The organism is Aliidongia sp. (genome assembly GCF_035943795.1).
GTDB lineage: Bacteria > Pseudomonadota > Alphaproteobacteria > ATCC43930 > CGMCC-115725 > Aliidongia.
The window spans coordinates 1-16,239 of the sequence record NZ_DASZBY010000120.1 but is presented as its reverse complement, the minus strand read 5'-3'; the positions used below and the strand labels follow the sequence as shown (position 1 = coordinate 16,239).

General features: G+C 66.5%; 15 protein-coding genes. 2 read left to right on the top strand and 13 right to left on the bottom strand.

What is annotated here, in order from left to right; genetic code table 11:
- Nucleotides 1–22: 22 nt before the first annotated feature.
- Nucleotides 23–904, bottom strand: coding sequence for a MaoC/PaaZ C-terminal domain-containing protein (locus VGV37_RS23700; protein WP_326882254.1), 882 nt, complete (start codon nt 902–904; stop codon nt 23–25).
- Nucleotides 895–2,541 (bottom strand): class I adenylate-forming enzyme family protein, encoded by a 1,647-nt coding sequence (locus tag VGV37_RS23695; RefSeq protein WP_326882253.1) that lies wholly within the window; start codon nt 2,539–2,541, stop codon nt 895–897. The genes VGV37_RS23700 and VGV37_RS23695 overlap by 10 nt, the downstream gene beginning before the upstream one ends.
- A 186-nt stretch (nt 2,542–2,727) precedes the next feature.
- On the opposite strand from VGV37_RS23695, the gene VGV37_RS23690 reads away from it, so the two are divergent.
- The gene (locus VGV37_RS23690) at nt 2,728–3,351 is read left to right on the top strand and encodes a 2-hydroxychromene-2-carboxylate isomerase (protein ID WP_326882252.1); all 624 of its coding nucleotides are present in this window, start codon (nt 2,728–2,730) and stop codon (nt 3,349–3,351) included.
- 1 nt (nt 3,352) lies between these two features.
- Here the strand turns inward: VGV37_RS23690 and VGV37_RS23685 are convergent, their stop codons facing one another.
- Nucleotides 3,353–4,183, bottom strand: coding sequence for an enoyl-CoA hydratase/isomerase family protein (locus VGV37_RS23685; protein ID WP_326882251.1), 831 nt, complete (start codon nt 4,181–4,183; stop codon nt 3,353–3,355).
- 151 nt (nt 4,184–4,334) lie between these two features.
- Between VGV37_RS23685 and VGV37_RS23680 the strand changes: the two genes are divergently transcribed.
- Nucleotides 4,335–5,258, top strand: a complete 924-nt coding sequence (locus VGV37_RS23680; RefSeq protein WP_326882250.1) for a nitronate monooxygenase — start codon at nt 4,335–4,337, stop codon at nt 5,256–5,258.
- On the opposite strand, the gene VGV37_RS23675 is transcribed toward VGV37_RS23680, so the two are convergent.
- From VGV37_RS23675 to VGV37_RS23630, 10 genes are all read right to left on the bottom strand, one after another.
- Nucleotides 5,255–6,007 (bottom strand): TetR/AcrR family transcriptional regulator, encoded by a 753-nt coding sequence (locus tag VGV37_RS23675; protein ID WP_326882249.1) that lies wholly within the window; start codon nt 6,005–6,007, stop codon nt 5,255–5,257. The two genes, VGV37_RS23680 and VGV37_RS23675, sit on opposite strands and share 4 nt — an antisense overlap.
- Before the next feature lie 81 nt (nt 6,008–6,088).
- On the bottom strand, nt 6,089–7,696 hold the full coding sequence (locus tag VGV37_RS23670; protein ID WP_326882248.1) for an acyl-CoA carboxylase subunit beta: 1,608 nt from the start codon (nt 7,694–7,696) through the stop codon (nt 6,089–6,091).
- 2 nt (nt 7,697–7,698) lie between these two features.
- A complete protein-coding gene (locus tag VGV37_RS23665; RefSeq protein WP_326882247.1) occupies nt 7,699–8,202 on the bottom strand; it encodes an acetyl-CoA carboxylase biotin carboxyl carrier protein subunit in 504 nt (167 codons plus the stop codon).
- Nucleotides 8,203–8,211: 9 nt separating this feature from the next.
- Nucleotides 8,212–9,690 carry an acetyl-CoA carboxylase biotin carboxylase subunit gene (locus tag VGV37_RS23660; protein WP_326882246.1) on the bottom strand — a complete coding sequence of 493 codons (1,479 nt, stop codon included), beginning with the start codon at nt 9,688–9,690 and terminating at the stop codon, nt 8,212–8,214.
- 60 nt (nt 9,691–9,750) lie between these two features.
- Nucleotides 9,751–10,935, bottom strand: coding sequence for an ABC transporter substrate-binding protein (locus tag VGV37_RS23655; protein ID WP_326882245.1), 1,185 nt, complete (start codon nt 10,933–10,935; stop codon nt 9,751–9,753).
- A gap of 68 nt (nt 10,936–11,003) precedes the next feature.
- Nucleotides 11,004–12,050 (bottom strand): branched-chain amino acid ABC transporter permease, encoded by a 1,047-nt coding sequence (locus tag VGV37_RS23650; protein WP_326882244.1) that lies wholly within the window; start codon nt 12,048–12,050, stop codon nt 11,004–11,006.
- Nucleotide 12,051: 1 nt separating this feature from the next.
- Nucleotides 12,052–12,924 carry a branched-chain amino acid ABC transporter permease gene (locus VGV37_RS23645; RefSeq protein ID WP_326882243.1) on the bottom strand — a complete coding sequence of 291 codons (873 nt, stop codon included), beginning with the start codon at nt 12,922–12,924 and terminating at the stop codon, nt 12,052–12,054.
- On the bottom strand, nt 12,924–14,777 hold the full coding sequence (locus VGV37_RS23640; RefSeq protein ID WP_326882242.1) for an AMP-dependent synthetase/ligase: 1,854 nt from the start codon (nt 14,775–14,777) through the stop codon (nt 12,924–12,926). The genes VGV37_RS23645 and VGV37_RS23640 overlap by 1 nt, the downstream gene beginning before the upstream one ends.
- Nucleotides 14,774–15,553: an ABC transporter ATP-binding protein gene (locus tag VGV37_RS23635; RefSeq protein WP_326882241.1), complete on the bottom strand. Its 780-nt coding sequence runs from the start codon at nt 15,551–15,553 to the stop codon at nt 14,774–14,776. Before VGV37_RS23635 ends, VGV37_RS23640 begins: the two co-directional genes overlap by 4 nt.
- A partial coding sequence (locus VGV37_RS23630) for an ABC transporter ATP-binding protein (protein ID WP_326882240.1) occupies nt 15,550–16,239 on the bottom strand: 690 nt, incomplete at its 5' end. The genes VGV37_RS23630 and VGV37_RS23635, both read right to left, overlap by 4 nt.

Genomic DNA, 16,239 nt, shown 5'->3' with positions numbered 1-16,239 from the left:
CTCCGCCAGGAATTCGACATCGTCATCGGCGCAGCGTTGCCGTACCGCGCATCACCACGCGCCCGGCCTCGTCGAGCGCCGCCATCGCGACCTCCTCGCCGGCGACGCGGCCGGCCAGGGTCAGGCGGTTGCCGCCATAGGCGGGTCGTTCGGCCTTGACGCGGAAGCGGGCGACGGCCTCGCCGCCGACATGCCCGGCACAGGCGTCGAGCAGCAGTGCCGCGGTCAACGGCCCATGCACGACCAGGCCGGGGAAATGCTCGACCGCGGTCGCGTAAGGCTGGTCGTAATGGATCCGGTGCGGGTTGAAAGTCAGGGCGGAAAACCGGAACAGCATCGTCTCCGTCGGGGTGACGGTGCGGCTGAAATCCCAGGTCTCGCCGGCCTGTTCGTCCGGACCCGGCGGCGGCGGGGCGGCCACGGGGTTGCGGAAGGCGATGGTCTGGACCTCGCTGACGCAGGCCTGGCCGCGCACGACATACTCGTGCTGCAGCCGCGCAAACACCAGGCGTCCCGACCGGCCGTTCTTTTCGGTCAACCCGACCAGCCGCGAGACGCGCTCGACCGGATCGCCGACACGCAACGGCTGCTGGAACGCGATCTCGCCACCGCCCCACATGATGCCGGTCAGGATGCGGATCGGCGGAATGATGCCGCCGTCGGCGGGCAAGCCGTCCGGACCCAGGCTGTCGGCCTCGACCGCCTCGGGCGCCAGGCACCAATGCAGGCCCAGCGGCGCCGGGTCGCCGGACTCGCCCGGCAGGATCGGCCGGCCCAGGGTCGCGTGGAAGCGCTCGACCAGGCCGGCGGTGACGACATCGTTGCCGCCGCGACGGGCAGCTTGCCAGGCGGCAACCTCGCCGGCCGAGGCGAGATCCGGCGACAGGCCTTCGCCTAGAGCCATTTCTCGACCTCGTGGCGCTGGATCTTGCCGGTCGTGCTGCGAGGGAAGGTGTCGAAACTGATGAAATGGACTTCCTTCGGCCGCTTGTAGCCGGCTAGCGAGCGGCGGCAGATCTGGTCGACATCGTGGGCGGTCAGCGTGCCATCGCTCGTCGAGACGAAGGCGACCGGCACCTCGCCCCATTTCTCGTCCTTCCGGCGGACGATGACCGCGTCGGTGATGCGGGTGTCGGCCAGCAGCACACGCTCGATCTCGGCGGGATAGATGTTCTCGCCGCCGGACTTGATCATGTATTTCGCCCGGTCGACGAAGTCATAGGTGCCATCGGAATTCCGGCGGAACAAGTCGCCCATGCGGAAGCCGCCGTCGCCGAAGTCGCGGGCGTTGGTGGCCGCCGCGTTCCAATAGCCGCTGAACACCGTCGGTCCGCGAATGGCGATCTCGCCCGTCTCGCCGTCCGGCACTTCGTTGCCATCGAGATCGAGCAGGCGGACCTCGCAGAGCGAGCTCTGCTGTTTGGACAGGCTTTCGGGTAATTCACCGGGCGGAAACAGGCGGCGCGAAGCCGGCGGCAGGCCGGTCTCGGTCGAGCCAAAACTGTTCAGATAGGGCGCGCGCAGCGCGCGGCTGAACTCGGCGATCAGGGCTTTCGGCACCAGGTCGGGCATGGCGCCCGCCGCCTTGATGCCGCGCGGCACCACGCCTTCGGCCCGGACCATGTCGAGCACCGGCTCGATGGTGCCCGGCATCAGCAGCAGCCAGCCGAGCTTGTGGTCGCGGATCGCGTCGACGATGATTCGGCAATCGAAGCCGTCGACGACGATGACCGGTGCGCCGCCCATCAGCGCGCCCAGCACCTGATCGGCCGAGCCCATGTGGAACATCGGTGCCCAGGCGACGAAGGCGTCCTCCTCGGTCACCCGCATGTCCATGCGCAGCACGGTCATCCGCGCGATCTCGGCGCGATGGCTGATCAGCGCGCCCTTGGGCATGCCGGTCGTGCCGCTGGTATAGATGATCAGCAGGCCATCCTCGGGATCGACGACGGCATCGGGCAGCATCTCGTCGCCCGTGGCGATCAGGGCCTCGTAGGCGTCACCGAATTCCAGCACCTCGGTGACATCGGCCTGGATCGCCGCGAGGGCAGGGGCGAAACGCGGGGACACGATGGCCAGCTTCGGCGTAACGAGGGTCACGCAATGCTCGAGCTCCGTGGTCGACAGGCGCCAGTTCTGGCATGCCACGATCGCGCCCAGGACAGCGGCGGCCAGCATGCATTCGATGAACTCGGGCCGATTTTCCGACAACAGGGCGATCCGGTCGCCGCGGCCGATGCCCTTGTGATGCAGCCGGTTGGCCAGGCGCCGAACCCGGCGATCGAGCGCTCCCAGCGATATCCTTCTGTCGCCGGCTTCGATGGCGAGATTGTCCGGATGAGCGCGAACGGACGCACGAAACAGATCATAGACGGTCAGGCGCCCGGCCTGGCGGATACCGGGAATGCCGGTTGTCGTCTCGTTGACCTGCCCGCTGGATGAACCCGTACGGGGCATCTCCTCGTCCTCCCTGGTCGTGCCGATGATGCCGGCACCCAGCGTCGGCTTCGGCCGCGCCGCTTGCTGATAAGCTATGCTCACTTCCGGCGGAATGTCACGCCCCTGGATGAGCGCTCCCCCGGATAAATCCATGTCGCGGTGCGGCATTTCATAACGATATCCCGCCGAATCTGAGGACGGGATCGACATGATGAGGCTTACTCAATAAGATTGGATGCGCCGCCTCGGAAACATGCCCGGGCACGATCGATCGGAGCATTCGGGGTGATGAGCGAAACTTCGGCAGCGCCGATCGATTTCTACTTCGATTTCATCTCACCGTTCGGCTATTTCGCCAGCCTGCGGATCAACGCGCTGGCGGCGGCCCACGGGCGGCCGGTCGACTGGCGCTCGATGCTGGTCGGCGTGACCGTGCTCAAGGTCATGGGCCTGAAGCCGATGCTCGATATTCCCTTGCGCGGCGCCTACCTGAAACACGATGCCGCCCGCTACATGCGGCGCCACGGGATCGTACTGACGCGGCCGATCGACCGGCCGCCGACGAGCCCGCTGCTGGCGGGCCGGGCGTTCCACTGGCTGCGGACCCATGCGCCGGATCGCGCGCGCGCCGCCGCGGCGGCACTCTATGCGGCCTACTGGATGGAAGACATCGCGCTCGACGATGCGGAGCGTGTGGCCGAGATCGCCGGATTGGGCAACGCGGCCGATCGGCGCGGGATCCTCGATGGGCTCGCGAGCGGCGAGGCAGCGCTGCTCCTGCGCCAGGAAGTCGATGCCTCGATCGCGCGGGGCATCTTCGGGTCACCGTCGTTCCTGGTCGATGGCGAATTGTTCTTCGGGGTCGAGAAGCTGGAACTGCTCGACGAGTGGCTCGAAGTCGGCGGCTGGTGACCTACTCGAACCGGGGCTTGCGCTTTTCGACGAAGGCGGCCATGCCCTCGGCCCAATCGGTCGAGCCGGCCAACACCGTGAGCGACTCCAGGCCGAAATCGCGTGCGCTCTTCAGATCGACATTCTCCGACAGGTAGATGTTCGCCTTCGCCTGGGCGACCGCAAACCGGCCGCCGCGCAGGACCTCCTGTGCCAGGGCCAGGGTCGCGGCCGGCAGGTCGTCCGGTTCGACCACGGCATAGGCCAGGCCCAGCCGATCGGCCTCCGCGGCTGCGATCTGGCGACCCAGCAGGATCAGTTCCAGCGCCTTGCCGCGCCCGATCAGGCGATGCAGCTTCTGCACCCCGCCCGCGGCGGGAAAGGCGCCGACGCGGACCTCCGTCAACCCGACGCGGGCCGAGGTGGCGATCACGCGCAGGTCGCACGAGAGCGCGAGTTCGAATCCGCCGCCCAGCGCGTGGCCGTTGATCGCGGCAATGGTCACGAACGACGCCGCCTCCAGCCGGTCGAACAGGCGGGTGATCGGCACCAGGTAGCGGTCGCGGATGCCGATCGGGGTGTTCAGCGGCGATTCGGGATCGGTGAAGTATTTCAGATGCGCACCGGCACAGAACGCGCTGCCCTCGCCGGTGAAGATCAGCACCCGGGCCCGCCCGGTCTCGGCCGTGTCGATCACCCGGCCAAGTTCGGCGAGGAATTCGAAGCTGAGCGTGTTCATCTCGGCGGGCCGGATGAAGCGCGCCCGGGCGACGCCGGGGTGCGGCCAATCCAGCGACATGGCTGCGCCGTCGAAGGGTCCCGATCCCGCCGAATCCTCGCGTAGGGGCTGCAAGCGACGTTCCTCCGGATTTTCTAATAAATTCTGTTTATCCTATCATGGAGGCGGGATGGTTTTGCGATAGAAATACGATGATTAGCGCTGAAATACGGTATTGAGCAGCATTTATTAGTTGGTATCGACTCTCGTCGACGAGGAGGACAGCATGTTGAAGAATGGCTCGTTCGCATGGGATTTGCGCGTGCCCGTGATCGCGGCGCCGATGTTCCTCGTCTCGGGGCCGGATCTGGTGGTCGAGGCCTGCCGCGCCGGGATCGTGGGCACGTTTCCGGCGCTGAACCAGCGGACGAGCGACGGCTACGCCGCATGGCTCGACGAGATCGAAGGGCGGCTTGCCGTGCCATCGTCGGAGGCAATCGCGCCGTTCGGCGTCAATCTCGTGGTCCATCGCAACAACGAGCGGCTGGCGGCCGACCTGCGCATCACCGTCGAGCATCGCGTGCCCCTGGTCATCACCTCGCTGGGCATCGACGCCGGCGTGATCGAGGCGATCCAGGCCTATGGCGGCCGCGTGTTCCATGACGTCGTCACCCTGCGCCACGCGGAAAAGGCGGCCGCCGCCGGGGTCGACGGGCTGATTGCGGTCTGTGCCGGCGCCGGCGGCCATGGCGGCCTGCTCAACCCGTTCGCCTTCGTTTCCGAAATCCGCAGCTTCTTCGACGGCACGATCGTGCTGGGTGGGGCGATCTCGACCGGTCGCCAGGTCGCCGCCGCGCGGATGCTGGGCGCCGACTTCGCCTATATGGGCACCCGCTTCATCGCGACGCGCGAAAGCATGGCGCCCGATGGCTACAAGGCAATGCTCGTCGCCTCGACGGCCGCGGCCATCGTCTATACGCCCGCGGTCAGCGGCGTGCCGGGCAATTTCCTGCGCCCGAGCCTGCTCGCGGCCGGCGTCGACCCGGACCGGACCGAACGGGCGGAAGCGTTTGATTTCGGTACGGGCGAGATCAAGGCTTGGCGCGACGTCTGGTCGGCGGGGCAGGGCGTCGGCCAGATCCGAGACATCCCGACAACCGCCGCCCTCGTCGCCGCACTGGCGGACGACTACCAGGCGGCCCGATCCTAGGAACGCGCTTTCGCCAATCCGCTGCGCTTCGTTGCCAGAGCGGCAGGGACCTCTAGGCGGTCCGCGATCTTCTCCAGCCGCTCGATCGCCTGGGTCAGTTGATGGGCGTCAGGGACGGGCGCTTCGACCCTGGGATGGGTCGCGAGCGCGCGATAGACCATATCGGCCAGGCTGTCGGCGACCTGGTCGGCCGAGAAATCGCCTTCGCCGCGCAGATAGGCCCAGGTGTGATGCTCGATCGCGCCATAGATCATGTCGCGCACCAGGGCGAGCGACAGGCCGCTCCGGAACTCGCCGCTCGCGACCGCCGCCTCGATGATCTCGATCGTGCGCAGCGTGTATTCGCGGTTCATGTCGAACACGATGGTCTGGCGATAGTCGGGCGCCGGTCGCATCTCCAACAGCACCAGCCGGCACAGCACGGGCTCCAGATGCAGCACCGACAGATGGTGCCAAACCATGAAGCGCAGGCGGTTCCAGGTGCCGGAAACATGCTTCAACTGCTTCTCATAGTCCGAGATGATCTCGACGTACCATTGCTCGAGCACTTTGATCAGCAGGTCGCGCTTATTGTCGAAATAGCGGTAGATCGTGCCTTCCACCACCCCGGCCCGTTCGGCGATCTCCGAGGTCAGCGCGTCGGCATAACCCTTCTCCTTGAATACGGCGCGCGCGGCGGTCATCAGCTCCGCGATGCGCAACTCCCGTGGCAACCGGGACACCTGACGGCGAACGGCCAACTTCTTCATCCATAGACTCCGGCCTGGGCGGGCGCGCCGGGGCGCCGACCCGCCCTGTTTATACCGGCTCCGCCAAATAGCAACGAGGCGTCAGAAACGGAAGACGCCATAACCCGGCTCACCGAATGGTGCGTTGAGCGAGGCCGAGATGGCGATGCCCAGTGCGTTGCGCGTATCGACGGGGTCGAGGATGCCGTCGTCCCATAGCTCCGAGGTCGAATGATAGGCCGAGATCTGGTCTTCGTAGGCCTCGAGCGTCGTGCGGTGGATCTCCTGCAGCACGCCGTCGCCCGCGACCTCGCCCTTGCGCTGGAGCTGGCGGACCTTGACCTCGACCAGGGTATTGGCGGCCTGCTCGCCGCCCATCACGCCGATCTGGTGGTTGGGCCAGGTGAACAACAGCCGGCCGTCATAGGCCCGGCCGCACATGCCGTAATTGCCGGCGCCGAACGAGGCATGGCACATGATGGTGAATTTCGGCACGTGGCTGCAGGCCTGGGCCATGATCATCTTGGCGCCGTCTTTGGTGATGCCGGCGGCCTCATACTCCTGGCCGACCATGTAGCCGGTGATGTTCTGCAGGAACACGATCGGCGTGTTGTTCTGGTTGCACAGCTCGATGAAATGGCCGCCCTTGAGTGCGCTGTCGTTGAACAGCACGCCGTTGTTGGCCAGGATTCCGACCCGGAAACCCCAGATATGGGCGAAGCCGCAGATCAGCGTCGTGCCGTAGGCCGGCTGGTATTCGTGGAAGCGGCTGCCGTCGACCAGCCGGGCGATCACCTCGCGGCTGTCGAAGCTCTTCTTGATCGTGTCGGGCAGGATGCCATAGAGCTCGTCCGGATCGTAGAGCGGCGGCTCCGGCGGTTCGCGATCGACCGCTGTCTTCCGCGGATGCTCCCATTGCGCGATGATTTCCCGGCCGATGGTGATGGCTTCGTCCTCGGTCGCCGCGGGATAGTCGCAGGTGCCGCTGGTGCGCGTATGCAGATCGGCGCCCCCCAAGTCGTCGGCCGTGACGATCTCGCCGGTCGCGGCCTTGACCAGCGGTGGGCCGGCCAGGAACACGGCGCCGGTGCCGCGCACGATGACGTTGTAGTCGCTCAGGGCCGGGATATAGGCGCCGCCCGCCGTGCAATGGCCGAACACCAGGGCCAGCTGCTTCACGCCCATCTTGCTGAGGATCGCCTGGTTCCGGAAGATCCGCCCGGCCATGTACTTGTCCGGGAACACCTCGGACTGCAGCTGCAAAAACCCGCCGGCGGAATCGCACAGATGCACGACCGGCAGCCGGTTCTCGATGGCCACTTCCAGGCAACGCACGATCTTCTTGACGGTCAGCGGGTACCAGGCGCCGCCCTTGATCGTGGAATCGTCCGCATGGATCACGACCTCGCGACCGGCGATCACGCCGATGCCGGTGATGCAGCTGGCGCCCGGTGCCTCGCCATCGTAGGCCACGTTCGCCGCGAGGCTGGAGAATTCCAGGAACGGCGTGCCCGGATCCAGCAGCTTTTCGATCCGCTCGCGCGGCAGCATCTTGCCCTGTTTGCGTACGCGATCGACGTCGCGCGCCGGCCGGTCGGCGCGGGCCGCACCCTGGCGTCGGCGGAAATCCTCGACCAGCGCCTTGTTATGGGCATAGCGGATGCGGAATTCCTCCGATCCGGTATCGATCGTCGAACGAATGACCGCCATTGCTATTTCTCCTCGCCGGCGATCGGCACCAGGGACACGAGCACGGCGCCCCGTTCGAAGGTGACGTTCTCGGCGACATGGATCCGGGCGATCGTGCCGGCGCGGGGCGCGGAAACGGTCATCTGCAATTTCATGCTTTCGATGGTGACGAGCCGATCGCCTGGGGCGACCGCCGCGCCGGCCTCGGTGTGGCAGGCGACGACGGTGCCGGGCATGTCGGCCCGGACCTCGTCGCCGGTGGCGGCCGAGGTGTCGATGCCGCGGATGCCGTGCAGCCGCCGGAACACGAAAGTCTGTCCATCCAGCCGGATCTGGATCTCGTCGCTGGAAATCGTCCGCCGGCCGCGGAAGGTGCGGCCGTCGACCCGCAGTTCGAAATCGTCCGCGCCATGGCGGATTTCCTCGACCTGGTGGAGGAGGCCTTCGATCGCTACTGACAGAGCCGGACGGCGGGCGACGATGCCGAGGCTGACGCGGTCGGCGCCGCGCTGGAGGTCATAGCTCATGTCGTTCGCTCAATTGCGCCACAGGCCGATCGTGGCGTGGGGCTCGGGAATGCCGAAGGCGAGGTCGCGGAACGCCTTGTCGCCCAGCGCCGCCGCGATCAGGGCCGCGACAGATGTCGGGCTGTCAGCAGGCGGAGCGGAGAGGTCTTCCGCATGGAGCGTCAGGAAGCCGGTATGGAGCCGGCCCGTTTGAAAGGCCGGATGGCGAACGATGCGCAGCAGGTAGTCGAGGTTGGTCGGCACGCCCAGCACGGCGGTCTGCTCCAGCGCCCGTTCCAGCCGCTTGACCGCGTCCGCGCGGGACGGGCCATGGGCGATCAGCTTCGCCAGCATGGAATCGAATGCCGGCGTTACCGCTTGCTTCGCCAGGATGCCGCCGTCGAATCGGATGCCCTCGCCGGACGGCAGGTCCAGCAGCGCGATGCGGCCGGTCGCCGGGCGGAAATCCCGGTCCGGCTCTTCGGCGCAGATCCGGCATTCGATGGCGCTGCCGGCGATGCGGATCTGCTCCTGGACGAACGACAGTCCTTGGCCGGCGGCGATGCGGATCTGCTCCTCGACCAGATCGATGCCGGTGACCATCTCAGTCACCGGGTGCTCGACCTGCAGCCGGGTGTTCATCTCCAGGAAATAGAATTCGCCGTCGGCACCCAGGATGAACTCGACCGTGCCGGCGTTGCGGTAATTGGCGGCGGCGGCGAGCCGGACCGCGGCGGCACAGATCCGATCGCGCAACGCGGCCGGCAGGTTCGGCGCCGGCGCCTCTTCGACGATCTTCTGGTAGCGCCGCTGCAGCGAGCATTCGCGTTCGTAGAAATGCACGACATTGCCATTGCCGTCGCCCATCACCTGCACCTCGATGTGCCGGGGCTCCTCGACCAGCCGTTCCGCGAAGATGCGCGGGTCGCCGAAATAACGGCTGGCCTCGCTGCGGGCGAGGGCGGCGTTTTCGGCCAGCTCCGCCGTGTTGCGGACGATCTTCATGCCCTTGCCGCCACCGCCGGCCGATGCCTTGATCAACAGCGGAAAGCCGATCGCGACGGCGCGCGCCAGGAACGCTTCTCCCGCCTCGTCCTCGGTGACGCTGGGTGCCACCGGTACGCCGTGTCCGGCCGCGAATTCGCGCGAGCGGATCTTGTCGCCCATCAGCCGGATCACGTCCGCCCCCGGGCCGATGAAGGCGAGGCCGGCCGCCTCGACTGCCTCGGCAAACCCGGCATTCTCCGACAGGAAACCATAGCCCGGGTGGATCGCCTTGGCCCCGGTCGATCGGCAGGCGGCGATGATCTGGTCGCGGTCGAGATAGGCGCCGCTCGGCACCGGGCCGTCGAGGCGGATCGCCTCGTCCGCCATCGCGACATGCGGCGCGTTCCGATCCTCGCGGTGATAGACGGCGACGCTGGCGATGCCGAGCCGCCGCAAGGTGCGCAGCACCCGGCACGCGATCTCGCCGCGGTTCGCCACCAGTACTTTCCGGAACAGGATCATCCGATCAAACCCTTACCCTCGAAACGAGGCCTGCCGGCGGAACCCGCCGGCAGGCCTCGGTCAATATTGCGTGTAGCCGGTCAGCGTCTTGAAGCTCACGTCCGCCAGATTGACCTGGTAGACCTTGACCTCGGTGCCGCCCAACTGCTTCTCGTTGTCGAAGCTGATCGGCGCGGTCAGGCCCCCGGTCTCGAAGCCATGGGTCTTCTTGAGGTTTTCGACCGTGCAGGCACGCGTCAGCTCCTTGCCGCAGGCCGCCATCGCCTTGGCCAGCACCTTGAGGCCGGCATAGGTGATGAAGGTGTAGCGGTTGACCGCCTGCCGGTCGGTGTCGGACATGTATTGCTTGGTCCGCTCGAGCCAGCTCACCGCCGCCGGATCGGTCATCGACGCGATATAGTCGCCGACGAAGAAGGAATATCCCGCCGGCGCCAGCAGCTTCGCCGACGGCGGCATGATCTCGCTCCACACATCGGCGACCTGCAGATCGAGGCCCAGCTTGCGCGCCTCGCTCAGCACGTTGGCGGCGCTGGCGATGATGGCGCCGTTCGCCAGCACGGTGACGCCGGCCTCGCGCATCTGCAGCAACTCGGCGCCGAAGTCGGTCTGGCCCTTCTTGTACTTCAGGCGGATGCCGTCCTTCAGCCCCAACTCCTTGATCGCCCGGCTGTAGCCGTTCTCGACCGCGACGCCGAAATCATCGTCCTGCCGGATCAGGCCGTAGACCGGGGTCTTCGGTTCGTTGTGCTCGTGGATGTATTTCAGCTGGGCGAAGAAGGCCGCCTCGTAGGAGGCCCCGATGGTGAAGACCGACGGGCGGACCGGGTTGTAGACCAGTTCGTTGGGCGCGGTCGTCACCACGGTCGGCAGGTTGGCTTTGGTGATCAGCGGCATCATGGCCAGCACGTTGGCGGTGCCGGAGGTGCCGTTGAGCGCGAAGATGTCGTCGACCTCGATCAGCTTCTTCAGCGCCTGGAACGAGCGGGCCGGCACATAGCCGTCGTCTTCGGTATGGATGACGATCTTGCGGCCGTTGATGCCGCCGGCCGCGTTGATCTCGGCCGCGGCGACTTTGGAGCCAACCGACACGGCCTGGCCGATGAAGGACGCCGGCCCGGTCATGATGTTGACGTCGCCGATGCGGATCTCGGTGTCGGTGATGCCGGGCTCCGCCGCCCAGGCCGCGGTGCCGCCGGCCGACAGAGTGCCCAAGGCCAGCAGCGCGAATTTCAGCATGCCTCTCATCTGTTCCCTCCCGTTGGATCGCGGACCCGTTCGGCCGTCCGTCGTGGTTCGGTCATTCTCGGCCTGGCTCAATAGGCCAGGGGCCAGTTGACGAAGAACTTCTTCGCGTCGCGCCACAGCCCGATCAGTCCGTCCGGCTTGAAGCGCAGGAACAGCACCATCACCACGCCGTAGGTGATGCCGCGGATTTCATAGATGTATTTGGAATAGGTCGAGGCGTTGGGATCGACGATCAGCGAGAGCGCAAGGCGGATCGCCTCGGGCAGCAGCGTCAGGAAGACCGTGCCCAGGATGGCGCCGGCCACGGATCCCAGCCCACCCAGGATGATGATCGCAAGGGCCTCGATCGACAGCAGGAAGCCGAAGATGTCGATGTTGATGAAGCGGATCTGCAGCGACATCAGCGCGCCGGCGATGCCGATGAAGAACGAGCTCATGAAGAAGGCGAGCAGCTTGTAGCGCACCAGGTCTATGCCCATCGCCCTGGCCGCGATGTCGTGGTCGCGGATGGCGAGCCAGGCGCGGCCGATACGGGTGCGGCCCAGATTCAGGGCCCCCAGCGCCACCAGCACGGTGATGGCCAGGGTGAAATAATACAACGGCCGGTCGGCCGACAGGTCGAAGCCGAAGATCGTGACATCGCCCAGGAAGATGCCGTTGGACCCATGGGTCACGCCTTCGAAGAACAGGATCAGGTAATTGACGATGAATGAGAAGGCGAGCGTGGTGATCGCAAGATAGAGCCCCTTGAGGCGCAGCGAAGGAATGCCGACCAGCAGGCTGATCGCGGCCGCGACCAGCCCGGCCGCCGGTAGGGACGCCCAGATCGGCCAGCCATGGTCGGTCAGCAGGATGCCGTTGGTATAGGCGCCGATTGCCAGGAAACCGGACTGGCCCAGCGAGATCAGGCCCGTCGTCCCGGTCAGCAGGTTGAGCCCGATGGCGCCGACGATCGCGACCAGGATGGTGACGGCCAGCGTCAGGCTGTAGGCGCCAACCAACAGCGGCAGGGCCAATAGTGCCAGCGCCATGAGGCCGGTCCAGACCCAGGCCGTCCGGCTGTCGCTCAGGGCCACAAGGCTGGCATAGCTGTCTTTGAAATGACCCGTGCGCATCTCAGACCCGCTCGATCTGGCGGTCGCCGAACAGGCCGTAGGGCCGGACCATCAGGATCAGCACGATCACCACGAAGCCGGCGATCTCGCGCAGTCCCTGGCCCAGGTAGCCTTGCGCCATGTTCTCGATCACGCCCACGACGAGGCCGCCGAGTGCTGCCCCCAGCACGGAATCGAGGCCGCCCAGGATGACGGCGGGGAACGAGCGCAGCCCTTCGAACCAGATGGTCGGACCCAGTTTGAACATCGCTGCGAACAGCACGCCGGCAAGGGCCGCGATGGCGGCGGAGAAACTCCAGGCCAGCATGTGGATGCGGTCGACCCGGATGCCCATCAGCAGCGCCGCCGCCTCGTTCGAGGCCACGGCCCGCATCGCGATGCCCAGGCGGGTGAAGCGGAAGAACGCCCAGGCACCGCCGGTGGCGATCGCCAAGCTGCCCAACGCATAGAGCTGCACCGGATAAAACGGTACCGGGCCCAGGTGCACGACCGTGGTCGACAGGCCGATCGGGAATTCATGGGGATCCGGCCCCCAGATCATGATGGTGAGGCCACGCAGGATGACCGAAAGTCCGACCGTGACCATGACGATCGAAAAGGCCGGCTCCCCCAGCATCGGCCGGATGAAGATCCGTTCCAGCAGCACGCCCAGCGCCATGGCGATCGGCAAGGTGACCAGCAGCAGCGGGAAGAACGACAGCGCCAGGCCCTGGGTCAGGGAAAAGGCGATATAGGCGGTCAGCATCAGCAATTCGCCCTGGGCGAAATTCACCACGCCCGTCGCCTTGTAGATGATGGCGAACCCCATCCCGACCAGCCCGTAGGTCGCGCCGATCACGAGGCCGCTGCCCAGCAGCAGCGCGAAATATTCCATCAGGCGGCACTCCCGTAGATCCGGCCGATTTCCTGATGGAACCTCTGCTCGATCGCCTTGCGCCGGACCTTCATGGTCGCGGTCAGCTCGCCGTCGTCATGGTCGAGCTGCTTTTCCAGGATGACGAACTTGCGGATGTTCTCGACCCGGGCGAAACGGGCGTTGACCGCGGCGACCTCGGCCTCGACGAGGGCGAACACCTCCGGCAGCGTCGCCAGGTTCTGATAGGTCGTATAGGGCAGGTTGTGGTCCTGGGCCCATTTGCCGACCGTGTCGTATTCGATCTGGATCAGGGCGGAGAGGAAATGGCGCCCGTCGCCCAGCAGGACCGCCTCGCGGATGTAGAGCGAGTCCTTGAGCGCGTTCTCGATCAACGACGGCGTGATGTTCTTGCCGCCGGAGGTGATGATGATGTCCTTCTTGCGATCGGCGATCCGGATCTCGCCGTTTGGCTCGATCTCGACGATGTCGCCGGTATGCAGCCAGCCGTCGTCGAGTGCGCGGGCCGTCGCGTCCGCATCGAACAGATAGCCTTTGAACACGGTCGGTCCGCGGATCAGCAACTCGCCGTCCGGCGCCAGCTGCTGCTCCAGGCCGGCGATCGCGCGGCCGGCACAGCCGGCCTGCGTGAAACCCGGCTGCTGCAGGTGGGACACCCCGGCGCTCTCGGTCATGCCGTAGATCTGGTAGATCGGAATGCCGAGGGTGCGGAAGAACAGCAGCACTTCCGGCGACACCGATGCGCCGCCGCAATAGCAGGCGCGCACCCGGTCAAGGCCGAGGAAGCGCTGCAGGCTGCGGAAGCAGACGAGCCATAGCAGCCGGAACAGGATGCGATCCCGCCAGCCGGCGCGGTGTCCGCCCGTGGCCATCGCGCGTTCCGCGATCGGCCGGCCCAGCGCCATGGCCCGCTCGTAGACGCGGCGCTGCAACGGCGTCGTGTCGCGCAGCCGGAACAGGATGCTCTGCTGCATCTTCTCCCAGATCCGCGGCACGCCCAGGAAACCCTTGGGCGCGATCTCGCGCAGGTTGATCACGATCGTGTCGATCGATTCGGCGAAATTGACGACCGCGCCCGACAGCAGCTGCATGCAGGTCGAGAAGCTGCGTTCGGCGACGTGGCACAGCGGCAGATAGCACACGACGGAGTAGGTGCTGGCCGATAGGCCCATCGTCCCGACCACGGCGGCGGCGGAGCTCAGCATGTTGCGATGGCTCAACATCGCGCCCTTGGGCATACCGGTCGTGCCCGAGGTATAGACGATGAGCGCCACCGCATCGGGATCCAGCGCGTCCAGCAGCGCGTCGACCGTGGCGCCCAGCCGCGCCTCCGCCTCGCGGCCCAGCGCCAGGACGTCGTCGAACGACAGCAGGTCGGCCCGGTCGTACGACCGCATGCCCTTCATATCGACGGTGATGGTCTTCGCCAGATCGGGCAGGCCGTCGCCCTGGCGGCGGGCCTCGATGATCTTGTCGGTCTGCTCCTGGTCCCCGGCCACGACGAACTTGGCCCGGGAATGGGCCAGGATGTAGCGCAGTTCGGGCCAGGGATTGGTCGGATAGATCCCGAGGCAGGCACCGCCCAGCCATTGGGCGGCGAGATCGGCGAAGATCCATTGCGGGCTGTTCTCGCCGGCCACGGCCAACCGGTCGCCCGGCCGGAAGCCCAGGGCATGAAGTCCGATCGCGAAGCAGCGGACCGTGGCGTGATACTCGCCCCAACTGGTCCGGTGCCAGACGCCACGTACCTTCTCGCGCATGGCGAGCGCGGTCGGATCCGCCGCCGCGCGGGCCTGCAGCACCCTCGGCATCGGCAGGGTCGCCAGGATCGCGGGATCGAGCGCCGGCGTCATGCGCGATCCTCGCGCCGGGTGCCCAGATAGGCCTCGATCACACGAGGATCCGCCGCGACCACGGCCGGCACGCCCTCTGCGATCTTTTCGCCATGGTTCATGACGCAGACCCGGTCCGAGATGTCCATTACGATGCCCATGTCGTGCTCGACCATCATGATGGTCACGCCCAGCTGTTCCTTGAGGTCGAGGATGAAGCGCGCGATATCTTCGCGTTCTTCCTGGTTCATGCCGGAAACCATCTCGTCGAGCAGCAGCAGCTTCGGGTCGATCGCGAGCGCGCGGCCGAGCTCGACCCGCTTCTGCAGGCCGTAGGACAGGGTGCCGACGGCCATGTCGCGGATATCCTCGATCTCGAGAAACTCGATGATCTCCTCGACCCGCTCGCGCGCCCGGATCTCCTCGCGCCGAGCCGGTCCCCAGAAGGCGAGCGCAGACAGCGGGTTGGCATGAAGGTGGGTATGCAACCCCACCAGCAGGTTGTTCACCACGCTCTCGTGCTTGAACACGGCCAGGTTCTGGAACGTCCGGGCAATGCGCAGGCGGGCCAGCGCATAGGTCGGGCGGCCGGTGATATCCTGGCCCTCGAACCGGATGTTGCCGCCGGACGGCTTGAAGATCGCGCTGATCAGGTTGAAGAGCGTCGTCTTGCCGGCGCCGTTCGGCCCGATCAGGCTGAAGATCTCGCCCGCCTCGACCGAGAAGCTGACCTCGTTCACCGCCTTCAGGCCGCCGAAGCGCTTGGAGACGCCGGTCAGCTGCAGCATCGGGCTCATGCCAGCCACCGCTTGCGGCGCTTGTAATGCTTGACGTCGCGCATGCTCTTGCGCTCGCCGCCGCTGCCGAAACCCAGGTAGAATTCCTGGACGTCCGCGTTGGAGCGCAGCTTGTCCGACGGGCCGTCCAGCACGATGCGGCCGTTCTCCATGACATAGCCGTGGCTGGCGACGCCGAGCGCCAGCTGGGCGTTCTGCTCGACCAGCAGCACGGTCAGGCCGGTCTCGCGATTCAGGGTCAGGATCGTGTCGAAGATCGCCTCGATGATCTGCGGTGCCAGGCCGAGCGAGGGTTCGTCGAGCATGAGCAGGCGCGGCTTGGCCATCAGCGCCCTGCCGACCGCGACCATCTGCTGCTCGCCGCCAGAGAGGTAGCCGGCGGTTTCGTGACGTCGCTCGAACACGCGCGGGAACAGGCCGTAGATCCAGTCGAGCCCGCGCTGGCTGTCGCGCGCGCTTTGGCAATAGCCGCCCATCTGCAGGTTTTCCAGCACGGTCAGGGTCGGGAACAGCGCCCGGCCTTCCGGCACCTGGACCAGGCCGCGGCCGACGATCTCGTGGGCCTGACAGCGCGTGATCGGCTGGTCGGCGAAGCGGATCGTGCCGTGGATGACCTCGCCGTCCTCGCGCTCCAGCACGCCGGAGATCGCCTTCAGTACCGTGGACTTGCCGGCACCGTTGGAGCC

Excerpts from the sequence above, each read along its gene's own strand:
- VGV37_RS23650 (WP_326882244.1), bottom strand. The coding sequence starts at position 12,050 with ATGCGCACGGGTCATTTCAAAGACAGCTATGCCAGCCTTGTGGCCCTG.
- VGV37_RS23645 (WP_326882243.1), bottom strand. The coding sequence starts at position 12,924 with ATGGAATATTTCGCGCTGCTGCTGGGCAGCGGCCTCGTGATCGGCGCG.
- VGV37_RS23635 (WP_326882241.1), bottom strand. The coding sequence starts at position 15,553 with ATGAGCCCGATGCTGCAGCTGACCGGCGTCTCCAAGCGCTTCGGCGGC.
- VGV37_RS23660 (WP_326882246.1), bottom strand. The coding sequence starts at position 9,690 with ATGATCCTGTTCCGGAAAGTACTGGTGGCGAACCGCGGCGAGATCGCG.
- VGV37_RS23675 (WP_326882249.1), bottom strand. The coding sequence starts at position 6,007 with ATGAAGAAGTTGGCCGTTCGCCGTCAGGTGTCCCGGTTGCCACGGGAG.
- VGV37_RS23700 (WP_326882254.1), bottom strand. The coding sequence starts at position 904 with ATGGCTCTAGGCGAAGGCCTGTCGCCGGATCTCGCCTCGGCCGGCGAG.
- VGV37_RS23690 (WP_326882252.1), top strand. The coding sequence starts at position 2,728 with ATGAGCGAAACTTCGGCAGCGCCGATCGATTTCTACTTCGATTTCATC.
- VGV37_RS23670 (WP_326882248.1), bottom strand. The coding sequence starts at position 7,696 with ATGGCGGTCATTCGTTCGACGATCGATACCGGATCGGAGGAATTCCGC.
- VGV37_RS23640 (WP_326882242.1), bottom strand. The coding sequence starts at position 14,777 with ATGACGCCGGCGCTCGATCCCGCGATCCTGGCGACCCTGCCGATGCCG.
- VGV37_RS23665 (WP_326882247.1), bottom strand. The coding sequence starts at position 8,202 with ATGAGCTATGACCTCCAGCGCGGCGCCGACCGCGTCAGCCTCGGCATC.
- VGV37_RS23655 (WP_326882245.1), bottom strand. The coding sequence starts at position 10,935 with ATGAGAGGCATGCTGAAATTCGCGCTGCTGGCCTTGGGCACTCTGTCG.
- VGV37_RS23680 (WP_326882250.1), top strand. The coding sequence starts at position 4,335 with ATGTTGAAGAATGGCTCGTTCGCATGGGATTTGCGCGTGCCCGTGATC.